We start from the raw sequence: 22,849 nt of genomic DNA, 5'->3' as shown, positions 1-22,849 counted from the left end.
TTGAGGCCAGCGGCAACATCCGTTTGCTGGAGGGGGCCTCGCAGCTGGACCTGGCACTGCGAGGTGATGCGGTACGCGCTACCAACCTGAGCAATGGTCAGCCGCTGCCGCGTATTGCGCCGTGGCGCGTCGGTGCGTCGCTGCTGTGGGCCAATGGGCCCTGGGGTGCCAGTGTGGGCTTTGACCACCTGGCCGCACAAAAACGGGTGCCAGCCCCGCCGGTGGGGACGACACCGGCTTACACGCTGTGGAATGCGGGTTCGTCTTACCGTGTAAAGGCAGGGCCTGCATCGCTGCTGTGGTACGCGCGGCTTGACAACATCACCGACAAGCTGGCCTACAGTGCGACCTCGGTGTTGACGAGTACGGCGTTTCCGAAAGCGCCGCTGCCTGGGCGTAGTCTGAAGGTCGGGTTGCAGGCAAGTTTCTAAGGATGTTGTTGCATCACGCTGCGCTGGCGGTCTTTTTTGGACAGTAGGGCTAACTCCCCACTCCCAACCCCCCGCCCTTCCCTCGCCCCGCTGGGCGAGAGAAGGGAGCCTCATGTGGCCGCGTGTGCTGCACCCGCGTGCAAACATGACCGCCGCTTGGGATTCCCGTCCAGTAAGCGCTGCGCGCTTTCTGCACTCCGGAGGGGAGTTCGGTATTGGTATTTGGATGTTTGCCTTCTCCGCCACCCGTCGGGCTGGGCCGAGGAGCGCAGCCGAAAATGGATCAGGGCGAGCGATTGTCTGAGCCAAAGGCGAGTTCGAGCTCGACCCCGTTTTCGGCGAGCACCACAGGTTGCCCCGTAGCGCAGCGCAGGGGACCCAGACCATCGGGTCGCCTTTCTTTTGGGTACTTTTCTTTGGCGAAGCAAAGACAAAGTGCCTCGCCCGCCGGGGCGAGACCCGGCTTGCTGGAAGCACAACCACGTCCGCAAGCTGCCACAGTTTCCGACGGGTTCCGCCGTAACAGCATGTACGCCATCGCTGCAGCTGTTTGCGCTGCATCAGCACCAAAGCCCATCCTTCCCGGATAATGGATTTCAAACATCAGGAGACGCCCGTGACGGATGCAGAACAGCCTCTTTCCCAGCTCAGCGCCGACCTGAGCCCGTCCAGCAGCTTGTTGGCCAACCTGCGCCACGAGCTGATGCGGCACCCGCCGTTTGCGCAGATGCAGGCGGGGGACGTCGATTTCTTCCTGAGCCATTCCCAGGAAAACTACTACGCGCCGGGCGAGTTGCTGATAGAGCCCGACAGCGGACGGGTCCAACATCTCTTTTTCATACGCCAGGGCGCGGTCATCGGTGAGCGCGGGCTGGCCGAGCTGTCGGGCGGCGCCTTTCATTACGAACCGGGCGAGCTGTTTCCCGTCAGTGCAGCCGTGGCTCAGCGCGCGGTGACCGCTACCTACCGGGCGGTGGCGGACACCTTTGTGCTGACCTTGCCGCTGGAGGCGATGCAGGCGCTGTCGGTACTGAGTCCGCCGTTCGCCGATTTTTTGAACCGGCGCATCCTCAAGTTTCTGGACCTCTCGCGGCGCGCGCTGCAGGTGGCTTATGCATCGCAGGCGCTGGCCGAGCAGTCGCTGGAGACGCCGCTGGGCGAGGTGGCGCGTCAGGCGCCGGTGAGCTGCCGCCCCGATACGCCGCTGCGCGAGGCGCTGGCCACGATGCACCAGCAGCGCATAGGCTCCATGCTGGTTACCGATGCGCAGGACCGGCCGCTGGGCATCCTCACGCGTTATGACATCCTCGGCCGGGTCACGCTGCCGGCCTTGCCGCTGGAAACCGCGATTGCCGAGGTGATGGTGCAGCCAGTGCACACGCTCACGCACGACGACACCGCGCTGGATGCGGCCCTGCTGATGAGCAAACACGGCATCAGGCATGTACCGGTCACTCGCGATGGTGTGGCGGTTGGCATGGTTTCCGAGCGTGACCTGTTTGCCATGCAGCGCCTGAGTCTCAAGCAGGTGAGCACCTCGATCCGTTCAGCCGCTGACGTGGACATGCTCAAGCTGGTGGCGCTGGACATACGCCGCTTTGCGCACAGCCTGCTGGGCCAGGGCGTGCATGCGCGCCAGCTCACGGCGCTGATCAGCCACCTCAACGATGTGCTCACCGCACGGCTGCTTGAGATCAAGGCACAGGCGCACAGCCTGGACCTGAGCCGCCTGTGCTGGCTGGCGCTGGGCTCGGAAGGGCGAAGCGAGCAGACCATTTCCACCGACCAGGACAACGCGCTGATCCTGCCGGACGACACGACGCCCGAGCAGCGCGAGGCGGCGCTGCGATTTGCGCGCGATGTCAATCTGGCGCTCGATGCCTGTGGTTTCCCTTTGTGTCGGGGCGGCATCATGGCCGGCGAGCCAGCCTGTTGCCTCACGCTGCGCGAGTGGCGCGAACGTTTTGCACAGTGGGTAGAACATGGCGCGCCGCATGACCTGCTCAATGCCAGCATCTATTTTGACTTTCGCGCGCTGGCGGGGGACAGCGCGCTGGCGCACAGCCTGCGGACGGAAATCACTGAGGCGGCGCGCCGGGCGCCGCGCTTTATCAAGCAACTGGCCGTCAATGCCCTGTTGCGCAGCGCGCCGCTGAACTGGACCGGCAGCATCGCCGTGGATGACGCGGGGATGATCGACCTCAAGCTGCAGGGCGCTGCGATTTTTGTGGATGTGGCGCGTATTTATTCGCTGAGCCACGGCGTCACCGCCACCAGCACCCGTGAGCGGCTGGAGGCCGTCGGTCCGCGGCTGGGGTTACCCGCACCCGAGTACCAGACCTGGGTCAGCGGCTTTGAGTTTTTGCAGACGCTGCGCTTGCGCATACAGCTTGAAGGCACGGCAGCGCCACAGCAGCCCAACCATTTGAAGGTTGCCAGCCTGAACGATATTGACCGGCGCATCCTGCGCGAGTCTTTTCGGGTGGCGCGGTCGCTGCAGCAGCGCCTGCAGCTGGACTTTGACCGATGAGCTGGACCGACTGGTTCCAAAAGCGCCTGGGCAGACTGCACGCCGTGGACGAGGCCCGCTGGGTGGTGCTCGATGTGGAAACCAGCGGACTGGATCCGCAGCGCGACCAGTTGCTGGCGATTGCCGCCATCGCCGTACAGGTGGACTGGCCGCGCCAACGCATCGCCATCGCGCCGGGCGACAGTTTTGAAGTGGTGCTACGCCAGTCCGAGGCGGTATCGGCCAAAGACAACATCCTGCTGCACGGCATCGGGCTGCAGCGCCAGCGCGAAGGCATGCCCATGCCCGAAGGGCTGCGCGCCTTTGCCGATTTCGTCGGCAGCTCGCCGCTGCTGGCTTTTCATGCGCCCTTCGACCAGGCCATGATCGGGCGTTTTGTGCTTGAGCACCTGGGCACAGGGCTGCCCAACCGCTGGGTGGACATCGAGCAACTGTGTGCCGTGACCCACGAAAAGGTGAGGGCGCGCGCCCTGGATGAATGGCTGCGTCACTTCGGCATCAGCTGCGCCAACCGGCACCAGGCGGCGGCGGACACGCTGGCCGAATGCGAACTGCTGCTGCGCATCTGGCCGCAAATGGCCGGACAGTGCGAGCGCTGGCGTGATGTCGAAAAACTCGCCGCCCAGCAACGCTGGATCGCGCGCGCCTGAGGACCGGAGTTACGGCAGGCACAGACAAGATCGCCGCAAAAATTGGCCGGTTTTTGTGTCCCTGGTTCCTGTGGTGTTTTTGCTTGCTATTGATTTTATAGCTGGCAGCGCAGGCTGTATAGGGGCTACAGGCACAAAATACCATGAAACCCTGGTGTTTCTGGTGCCCATGCCGGTGCTGCTGTTTCGCACCATGCGCCAGGTCCACATCGAGCAGCTCGACTTCAGGCCGCTGGCCTTGTTGCTGTTTGGTGCGACGCTGGCCCAATCGGCGATGGGCAGCCACTGGCGCCAGGTGCGAACGTGGGGGCCTCGAACGTGGGCTCTCTTTTCTTTTCAAGCCGGGGCCGCAGGTCCGGCTCCGCCGGCCCGCAGGCGCAGCGCCCCCTCGGGGGGCAGAGAGCTACACGCTAGTAGAGCGAACGTGGGGGCTCTATTTCCCCGGCTGGCTGATCTTGCGGGCTTCTTCCACCTGGTATTCAAAGTAGCGCTGAAAGCTGAAAACAATGCTGGACATCAGCGCGATGGTGCCGAACAGCAGTGCCAGCACGATCACGATTATGGTCAGCCAGTTGGTCCTGCCCATGGGCGCGTCCGGCGCTGCAGACGGGTTGTGCCGTGCGTTCCACTTTTCGGGCGCCATCAGTCCGTAATAAATCGCTGTCAAGGCCGTGCCGGCCAGGGTGAAGCCGAGCAGCGGTATCAAGGCCCACGCAAGCTGGTCGTCCTGCCCGTACGTGCGGACCCGTTCAATGCCCCACCAGCCCAGTGCGGCAGCGACAGGATGCAACCAGGCCCAGATATCACGCAGGCCATACAGGTAGAAGCGGTGAAGGCCAAATTGACCCCCGGCAAACGCCAGCAGGGACGCCAGTGTCTTGTTTTTGTTTGTCATCGGGGAAGCAATCAGCGTGAAGGGGGGGACGGCGCGGCGTCCGGGGGCGGCGAGGTGTCGCCGGCACCCAGCGTCTTTTGCATGATGACGATATCACGCCAGGCCCCGAACTTCCATCCGCACGACTCAACCACACCCACTTGGGTGAAGCCGAGTGCCCGGTGCAGGCCGACCGAGCCGGCGTTGGCCGAGTCGCCAATGATGGCCATGATCTTGCGGATGCCGGCGCTCTCGCAGCGCGCCAGTAGTTCCGACAGCAGGGCGCGTCCCAGGCCCTTGCCGCTCAGATCGGGTGCCAGGTAGATCGAGTCCTCCACCGAATACCGATAGGCTGGCCGGGGCTTGAACCAGTTGCCGTAGGCAAAACCGACGACGCTCCCTGCTTCTTCGGCGACCAGGTAGGGCAGGCCTTTGGACAACACGTCGGCCCGGCGGGCGGCCATGTCGGCGGCACTGGGCGGTTCGGTTTCAAAGGTGCCGGTGCCGTGCAGCACGTGGTGGGCATAAATCGCGGTGATGGCGGGCAGGTCTTCTTCGCGGCTGGGTCGTATCAGGGGCATATCTGGGAACTTGAAAAGAGGGCCGGAGGGGCAGGTTGAAGGGTATTTCAGGGCGCGGGTTATAATCTGCGGCTTTGCAGCATTTCGCTGGCCGGGTGCCATGTCGTGTGTCTCAAGCGCTGCAGGAACATTTTGGGGTGATTGTTTTCGCCCCACCACCCGAAGGATAAATCATGGTCGTCATTCGACTCTCACGCGGCGGTTCCAAACACCGTCCTTTTTTCAATATCGTTGTGGCTGACAAACGCGTCCGCCGCGATGGCCGTTTCATCGAGCGCATCGGTTTTTACAACCCGATTGCCAAGGGCGGCGAAGAAGGTCTGCGCATTCAGCAGGACCGCCTGACCCACTGGCTCGGCGTGGGCGCACAAGCGTCCCCCACCGTGGAACGCCTGGTCAAGCAGGGCGCTGCCGCAGCCCCCAAAGCTGCCTGAGCATAGAGGTTTAAATGCTGCCTGGCCTTGAGCCGTCCGGTTTGCCGGGCGATGCGGTTGAAGTCGGGCGCATTCTTGATGCCTGGGGCGTCAAGGGCTGGGTCAAAATCCTGCCGCACAGCGCCTCGTCCGAGGCGCTTTTTTCTTCCGGCCGCTGGTTTCTCCAGCCGCCCGAGGCCAAGCACCGGCCAGGCTTTGATGCTTTTTCCGGCACGGTGATCCTGACCGTCGGCGAATCCAAAATCCACTCCGGCGCGGTGGTGGCCAAATTCGAGGGCATCGACGATCGCACGCCGGCTGAAGCCTTGCGCGGCGCGCGTATTTTTGTGCCGCGCAGCAGTTTCCCGAAAGCCGGCAAGGAGGAGTACTACTGGGTGGACCTGCTGGGGCTGAACGTGGTCAACCGCGAAGGGATTGCGCTGGGCTGCGTGCGAGACCTGATGGCGACCGGCCCGCATTCCGTGCTCTGTGTCGAGTACACCGAAGATGGCCAGGCGCTGGAGCGCATGATCCCCTTTGTGGCCACTTACGTGGATGCTGTCGATCTGCCGGGCAAGACCATCACAGTGGACTGGCAGCCGGATTACTAGAGCCCCCACGTTCGCTCGCTTCGCGTAGCTCTCTGCCCCCCGCGGGGGCGCTGCGCCTGCGGCCCGGCGGAGCCGGTTCCGCGGCCCCTCCTGGTTTGGGAAGACGGCAACCGCTTCGTGACGCAAAATACATCCCATGCGGTTTGACGTCATCACCCTGTTCCCCGAGCTTTTTGCGCCGTTTTTGACCAGCGGCGTGACACGACGCGCCTATGAATCCGGCCTGGTCGAGGTCCAGCTCTGGAACCCGCGCGAGTTTGCCGAGGGCAACTACCGCCGCGTCGATGACCGCTCTTTTGGTGGCGGCCCCGGCATGGTGATGATGGCTGAACCTTTGGCGCGATGCCTGGAATCCATTCGGGCCGGGCGTGCCGGGCCGGATGGACAGCAGGCGCCGGTGTTGCTGTTTTCACCAATCGGTCGCGTGCTGGACCACTCCAGCGTGGCAGCCTGGTCGGCCAGCGCCGGGGCGGTGCTGATTTGCGGGCGCTACGAGGGCCTGGACCAGCGTTTCATCGACACGTATGTGGACCAGCAGATCAGTCTGGGCGATTTTGTCCTGTCCGGCGGGGAAATTGCGGCCATGGCGCTGCTGGACGCCGTGGCGCGCCTGCAGCCCGGCGTGCTCAATGACGAAGGCAGCCACCAGCTCGACAGTTTCAACCCTGCGCTGGATGGGCTGCTCGATTGCCCCCACTACACACGGCCCGAGGTCTGGCGCGATCAGGCGGTGCCGGCTACCTTGTTGTCAGGCAATCACGCGCACATCGAGCGCTGGCGCCGCGACCGACGGCTGGCCCTGACCCAGCGCCACCGTCCCGAACTCGTTCAAAAGGCGCGCATGGCGGGCCGATTGAGCGACGGTGACGAGGCTTTTCTTGGAGATTTGGTCGAAAACCCCGACCAAGACGCCTGAATTGCTATAATCGTGGGCTTTTCGGTCCTCTGGCGGCCACTGCAACCATTCTGACCATCCTTGATGTGTCCATGGATTTGCGGTCCTTAGTGCAGCGCGTGTATGAACGAAAAAGTTAGATGGAATAAATCATGAATCTGATCCAGACCCTTGAGCAGGAAGAAATTGCCCGCCTCAGCAAGACCATTCCCGTGTATGCCCCCGGCGACACCGTGATTGTCAGCGTCAATGTGGTTGAAGGCACACGCAAGCGTATCCAGGCCTTTGAAGGTGTGGTGATTGCCAAGCGCAACCGCGGCCTGAACTCCAGCTTTATTGTGCGCAAGATTTCCAATGGCGAAGGCGTCGAGCGGACCTTCCAGGTCTACAGCCCGCTGATCGCCAAGATTGAAGTCAAACGTCGTGGTGACGTGCGCCGCGCCAAACTGTACTACCTGCGTGAGCGCAGCGGCAAGTCGGCGCGTATCAAGGAAAAACTGGGTGCCAAAGCTGCATAAAAGCGGTTCACCCCTTAAAAAAGCCGCTCCCCGGAGCGGCTTTTTTATGCCTGCTACGCTTTGCCTCGCATGAGCTTCACCAAACCCCTGCCGAAATTCGATCCCCGCACCATCCCGGTGATCGGGGTGGACACCCATCTGTCAGACGTGCCGGCGCACGCGATGACGCCCGAGTCGCTGCGCCAGCGCTTCCGGCACCCGCCGCTCTGGACACCGGAGCACAGTGTCGAGAAGAAGTTCTCCGACCGCGAACCGGCGCTGGCGGCGGTGCTGATCCCGCTGGTGATGCGCGACGAACTGACCCTGCTGCTGACTGAGCGTGCCGACAACATGACCACCCACTCGGGTCAGGTCGCGCTGCCCGGCGGCAGGACCGACGACAGCGATCACGATGCGGTGGACACCGCGCTGCGCGAAGCCCATGAAGAGATCGGCCTGGACCGCACGCATGTGGAGGTGCTGGGCATTCTTCCGACCTATGTGACCGGCACCGCCTTCATCATCACGCCGGTGGTGGCGCTGGTGCGGCCTGGCTTTGCGCTGCAGCCCAATCCGTTCGAGGTGGCCGACATCTTTGAGGTTCCGCTGCGCTACCTGATGAATCCGGCGCATCACCAGCGCCATGAGCATGAGTTTGAGGGCGTGTTGCGCCAGTGGCTGTCCATGCCTTACACCGGTGCCGACGCAGACGATAGCAAGGAGCGCTACATCTGGGGCGCCACCGCCGGCATGCTGCGCAACCTTTACCGCTTCCTGATCGCCTGACGATCCGGATAGATTCGGCAGTGCGTGACCGTGGGGGCAGTATGATTCCCTATGAGTTTTTTTGCTGTTTTGTTCGCCCTCATCATTGAACAGGCCCGCCCGCTGGCGCGTGGAAACCGCATTCATGCCAGCCTGCGCCGCTGGGCGCGCTGGGCCAGCCACAGTCTGGACGCCGGCAAGCCGGCGCACGGTTGGGTCGTCTGGTTCATGGCCGTGGTCGTTCCGGCGCTGGTCACGCTGGCTGTCCACTGGCTGCTGTGGAGCGTTCATCCGGTGCTGGCTTTTGTCTGGAGCGTGGCCGTGCTGTATGTCACGCTGGGCTTTCGCCAGTTCAGCCACTATTTCACCGACATACGCGACGCGCTCGACGATGGGGATGAAGCGGCGGCGCGCGAGTTGCTGGCTCAGTGGCGCCAGGTCGATGCGAGTGAACTGCCGCGCAGCGAGATTGTCCGGCATGTGATCGAGTATTCGGTGCTTGCCGCGCACCGCCATGTGTTTGGTGTGCTGGCCTGGTTTTCGGTGCTGGCGGCGCTGGGCCTGGGCCCGGCCGGTGCCGTGCTTTATCGCTTGAGCGAATTCGTTTCACGCTACTGGTTGCACAAAAGCAAGGCGGCGGGCGATGGCGCTAGCCCGGCGCTGCAGGACGCGGCAACGCGCGCCTGGCACCTGATCGACTATGTGCCCGCGCGGCTGACCTCCCTGGGTTTCGCGGTGGCGGGCAGTTTTGAAGATGCCATCGACGGCTGGCGCAACTACGCGCAACGCCAACCCGCCGGGCCGGAGAACCACAACGACGGCGTCATCCTCGCGGCCACCTCGGGTGCGGTCAACGTGCGCCTGGGTGGTGAGGCTCTGAAAGCCGCGTTTGCGCCGGATGCCTCGCAGGGTTTCCAGGCCAGTGGTCTGGAGCCGGGCGGCCCGGTGGCGACAGAAAGCACACCCGGGCGTGAGCCGGAAGTCGCGCATTTGCGCAGCATCGTGGGGCTGGTGTGGCGCTCGGTGGTGCTCTGGATGGTGCTGCTGGCCTTATTGACGCTGGCACGCCTGCTGGGCTGATTCCATTTCTAAATCATCCGTGCACTTTGTCGGCTTCGCTCGCCGTACGTCTGCACTGTTGTCGCTTCGCCTTCGCGTTCACGAACGCTGTAGAAAAGGAATGGGTTGCTCAGTACCGCGGCGCCTGCGACAGCTCGTCAAATAATTCGCTATACAAACGATAGCGGCTCGCGCTTATTCCGTGAGGGCTGGAGCCTTTTTTCGTCTCTGAAATGACGCCGCAACCGGGTTCATGGAGGTGCGTGCAGTTGTAGAACTTGCAGTCCTGCGCATGGACTTTCAGATCCGGCATGTAGTTGGCCAGGTGCATGGGGTCGACGTGGTGCAGGCCGAACTCCTGGAAGCCCGGCGAGTCGATCAGCGCGCTGGTTCTGGCGTCGTCAAGCCAGTAGAGCGTGGTGCTGGTGGTTGTGTGTTTGCCCGAATTGAGGGCTTGCGATATTTCGGCCGTCAGCACCTGCGCACCGGGGATCAGCAGGTTGGTCAGGCTGCTCTTGCCAGCGCCCGAAGGGCCCAGCACCAGCGTTTTTTTGCCACGCAGCAGATCGCGCAGCTGCGCTGTCTGGGCATCGTTGGCCACCGGCGTGTCGGTTTTTGGCTTGATCGCCAGCGGCAACACCTGGTAGCCCATGGCCCGGTAGGGTTCCAGCTTGGCCCAGGCGCGCCCGAAGGGCTCGGCCAGGTCGCTTTTGTTGAGCGCAATGATGGGCGTGATGCGTTCGGCTTCGGCGGCGATCAGAGCGCGTGTGAGCTGGCTTTCCGAGAATTCCGGCTCGGCCGCGATCAGGATCAGGACCTGGTCGAGATTGGCTGCAAACGACTTGGTACGCATGTCGTCCTGCCGGTAAAACAGATTGCTGCGTTTTTCCACCTTTTCTATCGTGCCTTCGTCCTGGGAAGGCAGCCATTGGACGCGGTCGCCGACCAGCGCCTGGCTTTTTTTACCGCGCGGGTGGCAAATGACACGTTTGCCCTCTGCCGTCTCCACCAGGCAATGCCGACCGAAGCCGGCTACCACCAGGCCGGGCAAGGTTCCGGCGGAAGAAACAGTGGTCAAGCCAGCAATGCGTCAACTTTTGACGCGCAGAAAAAGTCGCTCACCGAAATGCCGTTCACGTCGTGCGTGTTGAAACGTACCGTGCATTTGCCATAACTGAGGGCCAGATCGGGATGGTGGTCCTCGGCATTGGCGATAAAAGCCACGGCATTGGCAAAACCCACAGTCTCGTGGAAATTCTTGAAGCTGTAGGTCTTTTCGAGCGAACCATCCATTAGCCGCCAGCCTTGGGGCTGCTCGCCGTTGAGCTGGCTGAGTTGCGTGACGATTTCGGTCGCGCTCAGGGCGCGCCGGTTTTGGTGGACAGGGTTCATGTCGTCGCTCCGGTCGCGGGCCCCATGCGGGCCAGCCTTTCGGAAGCCGGCGGGTGCGAGTAGTAAAACTTCACGAACACCGGGTCCGGTGTCAGCGTGCTGGCATTGTCCTGGTAAAGCTTGAGCAGGGCGCTCTGCAAATCCTTGCCATCGGTTTGTGCAATGGCATAGGCGTCGGCCTCGAATTCATGCTTGCGCGAAAACAGCGCAAAGAGTGGTGATACGAAAAAGCTGAAAACCGGTACTGCCAGCAAAAACAGCAGCAGAGCCAGCGCGTCGTTGCTGCCGTTGAGGTTTGGCCTGACGCCCAGCCCCGTATAAAACCACACTTGCGTAGACAGCCAGCCCAGCAGCGCAAAACCCGCCAGGCTCATGGCAAACATGGAGACGATGCGCTTGATGATGTGTTTGTGCTTGAAATGCCCGAGCTCGTGGGCCAGCACCGCATCGACCTCGCTGGGGCTGAGCTGCTTGAGCAGGGTGTCGTAAAACACCACGCGCTTGGAAGCGCCAAAGCCGGTGAAATAGGCATTCGCATGGGCCGAGCGCTTGCTGCCGTCCATCACGAACAGGCCCTTGGCCGCGAAGCCGCAGCGCTGCATCAGCGCCGTCACGCGCGTCTTGAGGGTTTCGTCTTCCAGCGGCTGGAACTTGTTGAACAGCGGCGCAATCACCGTCGGGTACAGCACCAGGATCAGCAAGTTGAACGCCATCCAGGCACCCCAGGCCCACAGCCACCACCAGCTGCCGGTGCTGCCCATGAGCCACAGGATCAGCGCCACGATGGGCAGGCCGACCACCACACCGACCAGCGTGGATTTGAGCAGGTCCCCCAGCCACATCTTGAAGGTCATCTTGTTGAAGCCAAAGCGCTCCTCAATGCGGAAGGTGCTGTACAGCGTGAAAGGCAGGTCCAGCAGGCCGCTGATCAGGCCGAAAACAGCGAGCAGCGCCAGCTGCGGCACCAGGCTGCCGTAGGCGGCCAGGCCGGTGCCAGCCAGCGCCTGATTCAGGGCGTCGATGCCGCCCAGCAATGTCCATCCGAGCAGCACCGCAGCGCCCCAGACCAGCTCCAGCAGGCCAAAGCGGGCCTTGGTGACGGTGTAGTCGGCGGCTTTCTGGTGCGAAGTCAGCGAGATGGTGCCGGCAAAAGCTGCCGGCACGTCGCCGCGATGCCTTGCGACATGGCGGATCTGCCGCGAGGCCAGGTAAAACTTCGTGAGCAGCCCCAGCACCAGGGCGGCTGAGAACAGCAGGGTGAGAAGCAGTGAATGGTCGGTCATGGATCTAAGTTTAGGCGATCAGCGAGAATCGCAAGATGTCTGAATCTGAATCCACACTCAAAAAATCCGACCAAAACCTGGTCTGGCTCGACTGCGAGATGACCGGGCTGGACCCGGACAAGGAGCGCATCATTGAAATCGCCGTGGTCGTGACCGGCCCGCAACTGACGCCGCGCATTGAGGGCCCGGTACTGGTGATTCACCAGAGCGACGAACTGCTGGACCAGATGGACAACTGGAACAAGGGCACGCATGGCCGCAGCGGATTGATCGACAAGGTCAAGGCCAGCTCGGTGACCGAGGAAGATGCCGAAAAGGAGCTGCTGGCCTTTTTGGCGAAGTACCTGCCCAAGGGCAACTCGCCAATGTGCGGCAACACCATCAGCCAGGACCGGCGCTTCCTGGTCAAATACATGCCCAAACTGGAAGCCTTTTTCCATTACCGCAACATCGATGTCAGCACCTTCAAGGAGTTGGCCAAACGCTGGCGGCCCGAGGTGTACAACGCATTCAAGAAGCAGCAAAGCCATACGGCGCTGGCCGATGTGCATGAATCGATTGACGAGCTGGAGCACTACCGGACCCATTTCTTGAAGTGATTTTGGCCTCCAGCCCATGTGAAATGGGCGCTCTAAGCTATCAAAAAGAGAGCAAATGATCCAGGCGCATAACCAGCACAACTCGCTGGCAGGGTCTTTTCGGCAGGCCGGACTGGTGTAAACCCGTAATCCATGCAATAATCGATGGCTTGACGGATGCACCGGGTGCACCGCATTTGTACATCTACCTCACACTTTTGGGCCCTACCAACAGGGCCATCGCTTCAGGTACCGGTTCACCGGAATCACTTGAGCCGAAATCTTCGTTTGATGGTTGATGTTTTATTAACCATGAACGAAGCCTTCCGCTACGCGGCAGGTGGTAGTTTCTTGTTCGCCCGCCCACACCACAAGCGTGGCAGCGCGGACAAGTGTTTAGTGAGAAAAACATGACTGACTCTTTTGAGGCTCGCGGCGATTCTTTGGCCGAAGCAAATACCGACTCCATGACCGATATCGTTTCCGATACGGACATTCATGTACTGGCTGATTTTTCCGACGCGCCAGACGCTGCGGAAACTTCGCTGGATGCGATCGCTCCCGAGCCCAACGGCTTTGTGAAGCTGGGCCTGGCCAAGGAGCTGCTGCAGGCTGTGGCCGACATGGGTTTTACCCAGCCGACCGCCGTGCAGATGGCGACCATCCCCAAAGCCATGCAGGCGCTGGACCAGGAAGCGAAAAACGATCCGAAAGCCAAATTCACCGACCTGCTGGTTTCCAGCCAGACCGGCAGCGGCAAAACGGCGGCTTTCCTGCTGCCCGTGCTGCACACCCTGCTCAAGCAGCAGGAAGCAGCCGAGCGCAACGAACGCGCTGAATTTGAACGCCTGAGCGCCGAGGCGATTGCCCGCGGCGAAGCCCCGCTGAAAAAGCCCAAGCGCAAGGACCCGACCAATGCGCGCAACTTCAAGGCCGCCACACCTGGCGCGCTGATTTTGTGCCCGACCCGCGAGCTTGCGCAGCAGGTTTGCGCCGACGCGATTGATCTGGTTCGTCATTGCCGTGGCCTGCGTATTGCCAACGTCGTTGGCGGTATTCCTTACCAGTTGCAGATTGCCAAGCTGCAAAATGCCGACCTCGTGGTCGCCACGCCCGGCCGTTTGCTGGACCTGCAGCGCAGCATGCAGATCAAGCTCGACCAGGTGCAGTTTCTCGTCGTGGACGAAGCCGACCGCATGCTGGACCTCGGCTTTGCCGACGACCTGACCGAAGTCAACCAGCTCACCATCGAGCGCAAGCAGACCATGATGTTCAGCGCTACCTTTGCGCCGCGCATCATGCAGCTGGCCACGCGTGTCATGCGCCAGCCGCAGCGTGTCGAGATCGACTCGCCGCATGAAAAACATGCATCGATCACGCAGTCGCTGCTGTGGGCCGACAACATGACCCACAAGCGCAAGTTGCTGGACCATTCGCTGCGCGATGACACCATGAACCAGTCCATCGTGTTTGCCTGCACCCAGGTCGAGTGCGACGGCTTGGCCAACGACCTGGTGCAGGATGGCTTCAGCGCCGTGGCATTGCATGGCGCCCTGGGCCAGGGCCTGCGCAACCGCCGCCTGATGGCTTTCCGCGATGGTCGCGTGCAGATTCTGGTGGCGACCGACGTTGCTGCCCGTGGTCTGGATGTGCCGACCATCACCCACGTGATCAACTACGGCCTTCCGATGAAAGCCGAAGACTATGTGCACCGCATCGGCCGCACCGGCCGTGCCGGCCGCGAAGGCAAGGCGATCACGATTGCCGAGTTCCGCGATCGCCGCAAGATCCAGGACATCGAGCACTACACACAGCAAAACCTCAAGCCCAGCGTGATTGCCGGTCTGGAGCCGCAGCAGCGCTTCGCACCGACCTCGGATCGTCCGCGCGGCAATTTTGGTGGTGACCGCGGTGGCCGCAGCTTTGGCGGCGGTGGTGGTGGCCGTTTCGGCAACGACCGCGCGCCTTCGGGCGGTTTTGGTGGTGGTGCTGGTGGCGGTTATGCCGGCAAAAAGCCTGCCTTCGGCGACCGTGGTGCTGATCGTGGCGCTGACCGTGGTGGCTTCGGCGGCAACCGTGACGACCGCGGCGGCGCGCCTTTCCAGGGACGCCCGGCGCCCCAGGGTCCTGCTTATGCAGAGCGCTCCGGTTTCAACGACCGCGGCCCGCGCCGTGATGACCGCGGCAACTTCGGCGGCGGCAATGGCAACAGCGGCGGCTTCGCCCAACGCGATGACCGTGGTGGTGATCGTGGCGGCTTTGGCGGTGGCCGTTCGGAAGGTTTTTCGTCAGCACCACGTGGTGACTTTGCTGATCGCAAGCCAGCGTTTTCCAAGCCGGCAGGCAAGGTGTTTGTGCCGCGTGACGCCCACAAGCGCCCGGCTCGCCCCGCACGCTGATTTGTGCCCAACAACAAAAAGCCCGCAGACTGCGGGCTTTTTTTATGGGCATACGCTTCGTCAGCTCATGCCGTTGCGGCTGGCCAGTTCTACAAACAGGCCGGCGTGGTCCAGGTCGCTGAGACCGTGGCTGATGCCGTCGGCATACAACTGCTCGAACAAGGTGGTGACCGGCGCGGCAAAGCCGATTTCCTCGGCTGTCGCCAGTGCATTGCGCATGTCCTTGAGCTGGATGGCCATGCGTGCGCGCGGTGCAAAGTCGCGCTCGACCATGCGTTCGCCGTGCACCTGCAGGATGCGGCTGTCGGCGAAGCCGCCGGTGATCGCCTCCCTGACCTTGGCCATGTCAGCACCGCCCTTGGTGGCAAACAGCAAGGCTTCTGCCACCGCGCCTATGGTGATACCGACAATCATCTGGTTGGCGAGTTTTGTGAGCTGCCCCGCACCGTGTGAGCCCACATGGGTGGCGCGCCCGAAGATGCGGAAGACGGGCAGGGCGCGCTCGAATTCAGCTTCCTTGCCGCCGGCCATGATGACCAGGGTACCCTGCTCGGCGCCGCCCGTGCCGCCCGAAACCGGCGCGTCAATGTGGGCAATGCCCATGGCGCCGAGGCGCGCCGCGTGGTCGCGTGCCTCGCGTGGTTTGATGGATGCCATGTCGATGAAAAGCGCGCCTGGCTTCATGGCGGAGGCCACGTCCTGGGCAAACAAAACGTCTTCCACCACCGCGCCGTTTTCCAGCATGCCGACGATGATGTCGGCGTCCTTCACTGCAGCTGCAGCCTGGGTGTGGACCACTGCCCCCCGCGCGGTCAATGAGGTGGCCTTGGCTGGTGTGCGGTTCCACACCTGCAGGGCGTGGCCGGCTTCGCACAGGCGCCTGGCCATGGGAAGCCCCATGCTGCCTGTGCCGAGAAAGGCGATGCGTGGGATTGCCGGGCTGCTGGTTGTGCTCATGGGAATTTCAGACAATGGGGGTGGGGTGCCGCCATCATGGGGCACGCAATCACGGGAAGGCTGTCAGGCAGCTTGCTTCATGGCCGGCGAGAACATGTTCTCCATCTCGTGGCGCACCTTGTACGCATCGGTGGACGTGTCCATGGCCACGTCGGCCCAGCTCAGGCTCTGGCCTTTTTTGACAGCGCGCACGACCTTGACGTTGTGCGCCAGGCCCAGCGGCAGACCACCCATCTTCATTGAGGTGTCGGCCGGCAGCAGCTTGCCCCAGACGGTGTAGCCGCCTTCGCCGTCCAGCATGTCGCCGGGCTTCAAATCGCGTTTGGCGGTGGCCACGACGTCGGCATTCCAGCAGGTGGCCACGCCGGTCGGCTCGCCGCGCAGTGCGACGCTGGCGACTGAGACGCCGACCTCCAGCCCGATCAGGTGCCAGCGCTTGTACAGCGTGAAATAGCGCCCGCTCGGGTCGGTGTGCGCGTTGTACTCTTCAAAACAGTTCTTGATGTAGTCGGTTTCGGCCTCAACCGTGACCCAGACACCCATGCGGATGTCATAGGGAATCTTGCGGCCATTGGCTTCCAGGGATGAGATGACTTCGACCATGCCCTTGCGTTCCAGCACGCCGCCCTCTTGAATAGGTCGTGTCACAAAAGGGATGTCTTCCACACTGGCCGGCGGATACAGCAGGCCGTTGCTGGGCACGGTCAGGCCGGTGGCGTTGGCCACGGCAGTGGATTCGATCGAAGGCTTGGAGCCGTCGAGAAAGCTATTGAACATTTTCGGGTTCAGCCCGCCGCGTTCGGCCTGTTCGGGTGTGAGACCGTAGTTGCCCCAGACGGTCTCAGGTGTCGATTCAGAGAAGTGCGGCAACCACTTGTGGCCGCGTCCCGCCGCCACGACCGGAAAGCCGCAGGTGCGGGCCCAGTCCACCAGGTCGCAGATCAGCGCGGGCTGGTCGCCGAAGGCCAGTGAATACACGACGCCAGCTTGTGCCGCCTTGCGTGCTAGCAGGGGGCCGCAGAAGGCATCGGCCTCGACCGTGACGTTGACCACGTGTTTGCCGTGCGCAAACGCCTGCAGGCAATGCTCGACCGCCGCAATCGGGTTGCCGGTGCACTCCACGATGATGTCGATCTGGGGGTGCGTGACCACCGCCCGCCAGTCGTCGGTGATCCAGGTCGCTCCTGTTTTGATCGCTGCTGCCGCAGATTCTGCCTGGGTCAGGGCCGGATTCCAGCCCACGCGCGCGAGGTTGGTACGGGCCGCGTCGGGCGACAGGTCGGCAATCGCCACCAGATGCACGCCCGGTGTTTTCGGGATTTGCGCCAGATACATGGAGCCGAACTTGCCCGCGCCGATGAGGCCGATGCGAACGGGCTTGTTGTCTGCGGCACGCTGCTGGAGTTTGGAAAACAAGTTCATTGAGAATGTCCTGTCATTGCGGGCTTGATCCGCAATTCATGTTGAAGAAGGGAAGGGGTTGACGAGCATGGATACCGGATGAACGCCAGCATGACGTGCAGTGAAGGTTCAGGCGGCCCTGCGTTCAGGCACGATCTCATCCATCGAAGTCTGTAGCGCCGTGGCCGGCACGCCGTTCTTCCAGGGCAGGTCTACCGGGTAGTCCTTGAGCAGGCAGTCGTCCGGCAGGCACTCAATCGGGGTGAAGTCGCGGTGGGCAATGTACTCAGGGCGTTTGTGGCGGCGGATGTGGTTGCTGACTGCGCACAGGCTCAGATAGACGCTGACGCGGTTGAAGGGCGAGAGGTTGCTGCCCGAGGCATGCACCAGGCAGGAGTGAAACAGAATCATCGAGCCGGCCGGGCCCTTGGGGCTGACGATGCCGCCATGCTTGCCACCGGCGCGCTGCACCAGTTGGCGGATCAAATCGTTGTCCACCGTCCACAAGGGGTAGCTGGTGGTGGTCAGGTCGTGTTTGGCATCGACTACGCCTTTTTTGTGGCTGCCGGGGATGAACATCAGCGGGCCGTTGTGTTCGGTCACGTCGTCGAGAAAAATCGCCACGTTCATCGCGCGTTCGGTCGGCATCATGTCGTCATTGAGCCACGTGCCGTAGTCCTGGTGCCACTGCCAGACATCTCCTTCAAAGGCCATCTTGCCGTTGATCTTGAACTGGTGCATGTAGAGCTTTTCGCCCAGCAGTTCCTCGACGGGCTGGATCATGCGCGGGTGCCGGCCGAGTTTGGCAAAAGGCTCGCTGTACATGTGAGCCGCGAAGTTGGTGCGCACGGCGTCCTTGCCTTTTTCGCGCACGTTGTAGTCCTCGCGCCGGCTGTACAACTCGGGCACGGCGTCATTGAGGTTTTGGGTCTCTTCGGGCGTGAAGAGGCCTGGAAAAAAAAGGTAGCCATCGCGGTCGAATTGGGCCAATTGTTCGGGGGTCAGGTTCATGCGTGTCTCCGGGTTGTGTCAGGCGGGCAGGGCGGTGGATGGTGGGGCGGGGTACAGGGCGGTGGACAGCAGGCGGGCAAGATTGCGGCTGGCGTCTTCGCCGTGCTGGCGGATCAGGTTTTCTGCGCTCGCCGCGTCGCCGTCTGCAATGGCGTTCGCGATGGCCTCGTGTTCGTCCCAGATCGAGTCACGCATGGTGGACACCTGCAGCACAGCGCCCATGGCACGGCGGATGTGGTGCCAGTGAAGCTGGGCGCTTTGGGCAATCAGGGGGTTGCCGGAGGCGGTGTAGATCGCGCCGTGAAACCGCGCATCGGCCGCCATCATGGCTTTGACCTTGTTGCTGCGGGCAGCGGCGCGGCCCTGGCTGATCAGTGCCGGGTCCATCCGGTAGCGGGCATGCGCCGCCAGTCGCGCTGCCAGCGCATCGAGTGCGCTGCGTACCTGGTAAATCTGCGTCAGCCAGCCCACGTCCAGCGGCGCGACCAGCACGCCGCGGCCAGGGGCGTCGAGCACGAAGCCGTCTTTTTTCAGCAGCCGCAGCGCCTGCAGCACCGGCTGGCGCGACACCGCCAACTGCTCGGCAATGTCCTCCTGCGTGATGCGTGCGCCCGACGCCAGAGAACCTTCGCTGATGGCATCCAGCAGGCTGCGGTAGACCTGGTCGACCAGATCTGGCGAGGATTCGATTTTGATCAGTTGCGCTTGCATGGCATGTACTCTGTATACAGAATACGATAATGGGATCTGCACCGGTAGCGGGTTTACCCGGGCGCACAAGGTTTGGCCGGTCTGTGACAACATGGGTCAGCTTTTATTTCCCCACTTTCTCATTTCAGGAGCGACCATGATCCGTCCCGATCCCGCCTGGCTGGACCGCATGTACAACAACCGCGCGCTGGTGCCAGAACACGCCGCGCATTTCAGCCGCTGGGCCGCGACGTCGGCCCAGGCGCGTGCCTCGCAGCGCTGTACCCTGGACATCGCCTATGGCCAGAGCAGTGGTGAGAAGCTTGACATTTTTCCCGCCGCGCAGGCGGCGCAAACCGCAGCAGGCGGCGCACCGGTCCTGGTGTTTATCCACGGGGGTTACTGGCGTTCGCTGGATAAATCCGAGCACTCGTTTGTCGCGCCGCCCTTTAGCGCTAGCGGCGCTTGCGTGGTGATTCCCAACTACGACCTTTGCCCTGCGGTGACGATTCCAGAAATCACGCTGCAGCTGGTCAGGGCGCTGGCCTGGAGTTACCGCAACGTGGCGCGGTTTGGCGGCGACCCGAACCGCATCACCGTCGTCGGACACTCTGCAGGGGGCCATCTGGCGGCGATGATGCTGGCTTGCCTGTGGGCTGTGCACGCCAGGGATTTGCCGGAAGATCTGGTGAAAAACGCGCTGTCGATCTCGGGCCTGTATGAACTGGAGTCCGTCATGCGCACCCCGTTCCTGAAAGACTCGCTGCGGCTGACGCCCGCCCAGGTGGCGCTGGCCAGCCCGGCCTGGCTGCCACCCCCGAAAAACGGCGTGTTCTTCACCGTGGCCGGTGCCGACGAGAGCGCCGAATTTTTGCGCCACAACGCGCTGATCGAGAAAGCCTGGGGCCCGCGTGTGGTGCCGGTGCGTGAGGCCCTGCTGGGGCTGAACCACTTCAGCATCGTTGAGGCGCTGGTGCAACCCGGACACCGCCTGCATCAGCTGGCGCTGCAACTGGTCGCCGCGACCGCCTGAGCTGGCGGGCCGCTACATCAGCAGGTGTTCACCCGCGTTGTCACCGCCCAGAGTCACGTAGTTGACCTTGCGGATATCCATGAGTTTGGTGCCACCCGAATAACTGATGGCGCTCTGGATGTCTTCTTCCATCTCACGCAGCGTGTCGGCCAGAGAACCCTTGACGGGTTCCAGAATGCGTTTGCCCTCGACGTGTTTGTACTCACCCTTGTTGAAGTCTGACGCGCTGCCGTAGTACTCCTTGAAGAGCTTGCCATCGACCTCGACGGTTTTGCCAGGGCTTTCTTCGAGGCCAGCCAGCATGGAGCCAATCATCACCATGGTCGCGCCGAAGCGGATCGACTTGGCAATGTCGCCGTGTTCGCGGATGCCGCCATCGGCAATGATGGGTTTGGTCGCCACGCGGGCGCACCACTTGAGCGCCGAGAGTTGCCAGCCGCCTGTGCCGAAGCCGGTTTTCATCTTGGTGATGCATACCTTTCCGGGACCGATACCCACCTTGGTCGCGTCTGCGCCCCAGTTTTCGAGATCGATGATGGCTTCGGGGGTGCCGACGTTGCCGGCAATCACAAACGAGGACGGCAGTTTTTGCTTGAGGTAGGCAATCATGCGCTGCACCGTGTCGGCATGGCCGTGCGCGATGTCGATGGTGATGTAGTCGGGCACGAGGCCCTCGGCGACAAGCTGGTCCACCGTGTCGTAGTCCGCCTTCTTGACGCCCAGGGAGATCGACGCATACACGCCAGCGGCCGCCATGCGCCTGACAAAAGCGAGGTTGTCGAGGTCAAAGCGGTGCATCACATAGAAGTAGCCGTTCTGCGCCATCCAGACGCAGAGCTCTTCATTGATCACGGTTTTCATGTTGGCCGGCACGACCGGGATGCGGAAGTTGCGGCCGCCCAGTTCGACACTGGCGTTGCATTCCGAGCGGCTTTCCACGCGGCATTTGCGCGGTAGCAGCAGGATGTTGTCGTAGTCGAAAATTTCCATGGTCCCCAAGCTCCTTCAAGGCTGTTGATAACTGAGGATGCTCTGCCTAGCTCGCGCCGCGCGCGGCGGGGCTTTTGTGGGATGAGCCGCGAGGCACAAAACCCAAGGCAAGGCTGGCGGCCTTGCCTGGTTTTGTAACGAAGCGGATCGCCCGCAAAACCACGCCCCTTCGGGTTCGGACCAAAACGGGCGCTTTCCTCACCAAACCCCTAGCGTGTGCCTTCGGGCACACGATGCGGCGCGTTGGCGAGCAAATCATCCCGTTGTGGACCCGAACGCGCATGGCGGGAGTTAGGCAGAGCATCCTTCGGCACTTGGACTGGACCGGCGTTTGTTCCACAGCACTGCGGAAACAAAAAACCGGGCGCAATTGCTTGGGCCCGGTGGCCGATTCTAAGCGCTCTGCGGGCGCGCGCGCGGCCCTGGCGGATATAGCCGCTACATGCAAAGGCTGATGCGCTTACCGGACGGCGCAGCGTGATTGCGCAGCGGCAACGATGCGCCCCTGCGCATCCTCCACCCAGCCGATCACGCGCAGCCGGTCGGTGTTCATGCCAGGCGGAATGTCCATGGAACGTGATTCGATGAAGCGCATATGCTCTTTTTTTGATAGCTGCTCGCGTCCGTTCCATAAGGGCTGGATGAGGTTTCGGACAAGATTTCTGGCGACCGGCGTGCCTTCGGTACCAGCGGGAATGGCTTCCACCAGCGCCAGCCAGGCGCTCCAGGGTTGGCCCGCTGCATCCGATGGGACCTGTTTGTACTCCAGGGATGCGCCGACATATCCAGAGACCGGCAGACCGTGGGCGACCCGCAGTGTGCCCGGCGCACGGGTCATGTTTGTCTTGCGGCTGCTGCCGCCCGCAGGGGGCGCTATGCCCAGTGCCTGAAGGCGTTTGAGGCCGTCACGGGTCGCCACCGCTGACAGCGGCGCGTCCTCGCCCTGGGTGCCGGGAAAAATCCAGTCCAGCGCGATCTCGCGCGGGCGCGCCCTTGCCGCGGCCGGATCGGCCCAGCAGTCGCGGCAATCGGCACTGATAAATCGCTCGACCAGTCCGACGGGCCGGCTTTGGCCGTCGCTGGCGCAGGAGGATTGGGCCACGGCAGGCCGAACCAGGCCAGCCGCCAGCAGAACGGTCATCAAAACGGACACTCGACAGGCAAACAGAGAGGGCATCAGAGGCTTTCTACAATGGGAAGATGTTCTCAGAAGTCGCACCAAGCTCCCCACTCTTACAGAATCTTAATCCGGAGCAACTCGCAGCGGTCACACTGCCCAGCACCCATGCACTGATTCTGGCTGGCGCCGGTTCCGGCAAGACCCGGGTGCTGACGACTCGCATCGCCTGGCTGCTACAGACCGGCCAGGTGTCTTCAGGCGGCATTCTGGCGGTCACCTTCACCAACAAGGCGGCCAAGGAGATGCTGGCGCGCCTGTCGGCCATGCTGCCGGTCAATGTGCGCGGCATGTGGATTGGTACCTTCCACGGCCTGTGCAACCGCTTTCTGCGCGCGCACTACAAGCTGGCCAACCTGCCGTCGACCTTCCAGATCCTGGACACGCAGGACCAGCTCTCGGCGATCAAGCGCCTGTGCAAGCAGTTCAACATCGACGACGAGCGCTTCCCGCCCAAACAGCTGATGTGGTTCATCGCCGGCTGCAAGGAAGACGGCCAGCGCGCCAAAGACGTGGTGGTGCGCGATGAAGAAACCCGTAAAAAAGCCGAAATTTATGCGCTGTACGAAGAGCAGTGCCAGCGAGAGGGCGTGGTTGATTTTGGTGAACTGATGCTGCGCAGTTATGAGTTG

Annotated in this window: 24 protein-coding genes; 13 read left to right on the top strand and 11 right to left on the bottom strand. The window is 62.5% G+C overall.

The genetic code is table 11. The annotated features are described in order from the left end of the window. From ACESMT_RS00640 to ACESMT_RS00630, 3 genes are all read left to right on the top strand, one after another. Positions 1 to 431 (top strand): TonB-dependent receptor domain-containing protein (locus ACESMT_RS00640; RefSeq protein WP_372824237.1); only part of this gene is annotated, 431 nt, incomplete at its 5' end. A 616-nt stretch (positions 432 to 1,047) separates the two neighbouring features. Then, positions 1,048 to 2,961 (top strand): DUF294 nucleotidyltransferase-like domain-containing protein, encoded by a 1,914-nt coding sequence (locus ACESMT_RS00635; protein ID WP_372824235.1) that lies wholly within the window; start codon positions 1,048 to 1,050, stop codon positions 2,959 to 2,961. Continuing rightward, complete coding sequence (locus tag ACESMT_RS00630; protein WP_372824233.1) at positions 2,958 to 3,611, top strand: 3'-5' exonuclease; 654 nt, start codon at positions 2,958 to 2,960, stop codon at positions 3,609 to 3,611. Before ACESMT_RS00635 ends, ACESMT_RS00630 begins: the two co-directional genes overlap by 4 nt. 433 nt (positions 3,612 to 4,044) lie before the next feature. On the opposite strand, the gene ACESMT_RS00625 is transcribed toward ACESMT_RS00630, so the two are convergent. Next, the gene (locus ACESMT_RS00625; RefSeq protein ID WP_372824231.1) at positions 4,045 to 4,506 is read right to left on the bottom strand and encodes a hypothetical protein; all 462 of its coding nucleotides are present in this window, start codon (positions 4,504 to 4,506) and stop codon (positions 4,045 to 4,047) included. 11 nt (positions 4,507 to 4,517) lie between these two features. Further along, positions 4,518 to 5,066: an N-acetyltransferase family protein gene (locus ACESMT_RS00620; RefSeq protein WP_372824229.1), complete on the bottom strand. Its 549-nt coding sequence runs from the start codon at positions 5,064 to 5,066 to the stop codon at positions 4,518 to 4,520. Between the two features lie 173 nt (positions 5,067 to 5,239). Here ACESMT_RS00620 and rpsP point away from each other — a divergent pair, with 173 nt between their 5' ends. From rpsP to ACESMT_RS00590, 6 genes are all read left to right on the top strand, one after another. Further along, positions 5,240 to 5,500: a 30S ribosomal protein S16 gene (gene rpsP / locus ACESMT_RS00615; RefSeq protein ID WP_296924601.1), complete on the top strand. Its 261-nt coding sequence runs from the start codon at positions 5,240 to 5,242 to the stop codon at positions 5,498 to 5,500. Between the two features lie 14 nt (positions 5,501 to 5,514). Then, positions 5,515 to 6,090, top strand: coding sequence for a ribosome maturation factor RimM (gene rimM / locus ACESMT_RS00610; protein WP_372824227.1), 576 nt, complete (start codon positions 5,515 to 5,517; stop codon positions 6,088 to 6,090). A 136-nt stretch (positions 6,091 to 6,226) separates the two neighbouring features. Further along, positions 6,227 to 7,006: a tRNA (guanosine(37)-N1)-methyltransferase TrmD gene (gene trmD / locus ACESMT_RS00605; RefSeq protein WP_372824225.1), complete on the top strand. Its 780-nt coding sequence runs from the start codon at positions 6,227 to 6,229 to the stop codon at positions 7,004 to 7,006. 131 nt (positions 7,007 to 7,137) lie between these two features. Beyond that, complete coding sequence (gene rplS / locus ACESMT_RS00600) at positions 7,138 to 7,503, top strand: 50S ribosomal protein L19 (protein ID WP_372824223.1); 366 nt, start codon at positions 7,138 to 7,140, stop codon at positions 7,501 to 7,503. 69 nt (positions 7,504 to 7,572) lie between these two features. Then, on the top strand, positions 7,573 to 8,268 hold the full coding sequence (locus ACESMT_RS00595; RefSeq protein ID WP_372824221.1) for a CoA pyrophosphatase: 696 nt from the start codon (positions 7,573 to 7,575) through the stop codon (positions 8,266 to 8,268). 51 nt (positions 8,269 to 8,319) lie between these two features. Then, entirely contained in the window at positions 8,320 to 9,327 is a 1,008-nt protein-coding gene (locus ACESMT_RS00590) for a CobD/CbiB family protein (RefSeq protein WP_372824219.1), read from the top strand. 109 nt (positions 9,328 to 9,436) lie between these two features. Here the strand turns inward: ACESMT_RS00590 and rsgA are convergent, their stop codons facing one another. The 3 genes from rsgA to ACESMT_RS00575 are packed head-to-tail and all read right to left on the bottom strand — an operon-like array spanning position 9,437 to position 11,981. Beyond that, the gene (gene rsgA, locus ACESMT_RS00585) at positions 9,437 to 10,393 is read right to left on the bottom strand and encodes a ribosome small subunit-dependent GTPase A (protein ID WP_372824239.1); all 957 of its coding nucleotides are present in this window, start codon (positions 10,391 to 10,393) and stop codon (positions 9,437 to 9,439) included. Further along, complete coding sequence (locus ACESMT_RS00580; protein ID WP_372824217.1) at positions 10,381 to 10,698, bottom strand: 4a-hydroxytetrahydrobiopterin dehydratase; 318 nt, start codon at positions 10,696 to 10,698, stop codon at positions 10,381 to 10,383. Before ACESMT_RS00580 ends, rsgA begins: the two co-directional genes overlap by 13 nt. Beyond that, complete coding sequence (locus ACESMT_RS00575; RefSeq protein ID WP_372824215.1) at positions 10,695 to 11,981, bottom strand: M48 family metallopeptidase; 1,287 nt, start codon at positions 11,979 to 11,981, stop codon at positions 10,695 to 10,697. The genes ACESMT_RS00580 and ACESMT_RS00575 overlap by 4 nt, the downstream gene beginning before the upstream one ends. Positions 11,982 to 12,016: 35 nt before the next feature. Between ACESMT_RS00575 and orn the strand changes: the two genes are divergently transcribed. Next, entirely contained in the window at positions 12,017 to 12,580 is a 564-nt protein-coding gene (gene orn, locus ACESMT_RS00570; protein WP_372824213.1) for an oligoribonuclease, read from the top strand. A 389-nt stretch (positions 12,581 to 12,969) separates the two neighbouring features. Then, positions 12,970 to 14,958, top strand: coding sequence for a DEAD/DEAH box helicase (locus tag ACESMT_RS00565; protein ID WP_372824212.1), 1,989 nt, complete (start codon positions 12,970 to 12,972; stop codon positions 14,956 to 14,958). A 60-nt stretch (positions 14,959 to 15,018) separates the two neighbouring features. Here the strand turns inward: ACESMT_RS00565 and ACESMT_RS00560 are convergent, their stop codons facing one another. From ACESMT_RS00560 to ACESMT_RS00545, 4 genes are all read right to left on the bottom strand, one after another. Continuing rightward, positions 15,019 to 15,915, bottom strand: coding sequence for an NAD(P)-dependent oxidoreductase (locus ACESMT_RS00560; RefSeq protein WP_372824210.1), 897 nt, complete (start codon positions 15,913 to 15,915; stop codon positions 15,019 to 15,021). Between the two features lie 63 nt (positions 15,916 to 15,978). Further along, the gene (locus tag ACESMT_RS00555) at positions 15,979 to 17,337 is read right to left on the bottom strand and encodes an NAD(P)H-dependent oxidoreductase (protein ID WP_372824208.1); all 1,359 of its coding nucleotides are present in this window, start codon (positions 17,335 to 17,337) and stop codon (positions 15,979 to 15,981) included. 108 nt (positions 17,338 to 17,445) lie between these two features. Beyond that, positions 17,446 to 18,327, bottom strand: coding sequence for a phytanoyl-CoA dioxygenase family protein (locus ACESMT_RS00550; RefSeq protein WP_372824206.1), 882 nt, complete (start codon positions 18,325 to 18,327; stop codon positions 17,446 to 17,448). Positions 18,328 to 18,345: 18 nt separating this feature from the next. Continuing rightward, positions 18,346 to 19,038, bottom strand: a complete 693-nt coding sequence (locus tag ACESMT_RS00545; RefSeq protein WP_372824204.1) for a GntR family transcriptional regulator — start codon at positions 19,036 to 19,038, stop codon at positions 18,346 to 18,348. Between the two features lie 136 nt (positions 19,039 to 19,174). Between ACESMT_RS00545 and ACESMT_RS00540 the strand changes: the two genes are divergently transcribed. Continuing rightward, the gene (locus tag ACESMT_RS00540; protein ID WP_372824202.1) at positions 19,175 to 20,050 is read left to right on the top strand and encodes an alpha/beta hydrolase; all 876 of its coding nucleotides are present in this window, start codon (positions 19,175 to 19,177) and stop codon (positions 20,048 to 20,050) included. Between the two features lie 12 nt (positions 20,051 to 20,062). On the opposite strand, the gene ACESMT_RS00535 is transcribed toward ACESMT_RS00540, so the two are convergent. Both ACESMT_RS00535 and ACESMT_RS00530 read right to left on the bottom strand, forming a co-directional pair. After that, on the bottom strand, positions 20,063 to 21,040 hold the full coding sequence (locus ACESMT_RS00535) for a GMP reductase (RefSeq protein WP_372824200.1): 978 nt from the start codon (positions 21,038 to 21,040) through the stop codon (positions 20,063 to 20,065). 460 nt (positions 21,041 to 21,500) lie between these two features. Next, positions 21,501 to 22,217, bottom strand: coding sequence for a hypothetical protein (locus ACESMT_RS00530; protein WP_372824198.1), 717 nt, complete (start codon positions 22,215 to 22,217; stop codon positions 21,501 to 21,503). Positions 22,218 to 22,240: 23 nt separating this feature from the next. Between ACESMT_RS00530 and ACESMT_RS00525 the strand changes: the two genes are divergently transcribed. Then, on the top strand, positions 22,241 to 22,849 hold a 609-nt coding region (locus tag ACESMT_RS00525), incomplete at its 3' end, for a UvrD-helicase domain-containing protein (protein ID WP_372824196.1).

The organism is Polaromonas sp. (assembly GCF_041689105.1).
Classification (GTDB): domain Bacteria; phylum Pseudomonadota; class Gammaproteobacteria; order Burkholderiales; family Burkholderiaceae_C; genus Polaromonas.
Note: the sequence above shows the minus strand (reverse complement) of the source record. Positions and strands in the feature narration are given on the sequence as shown.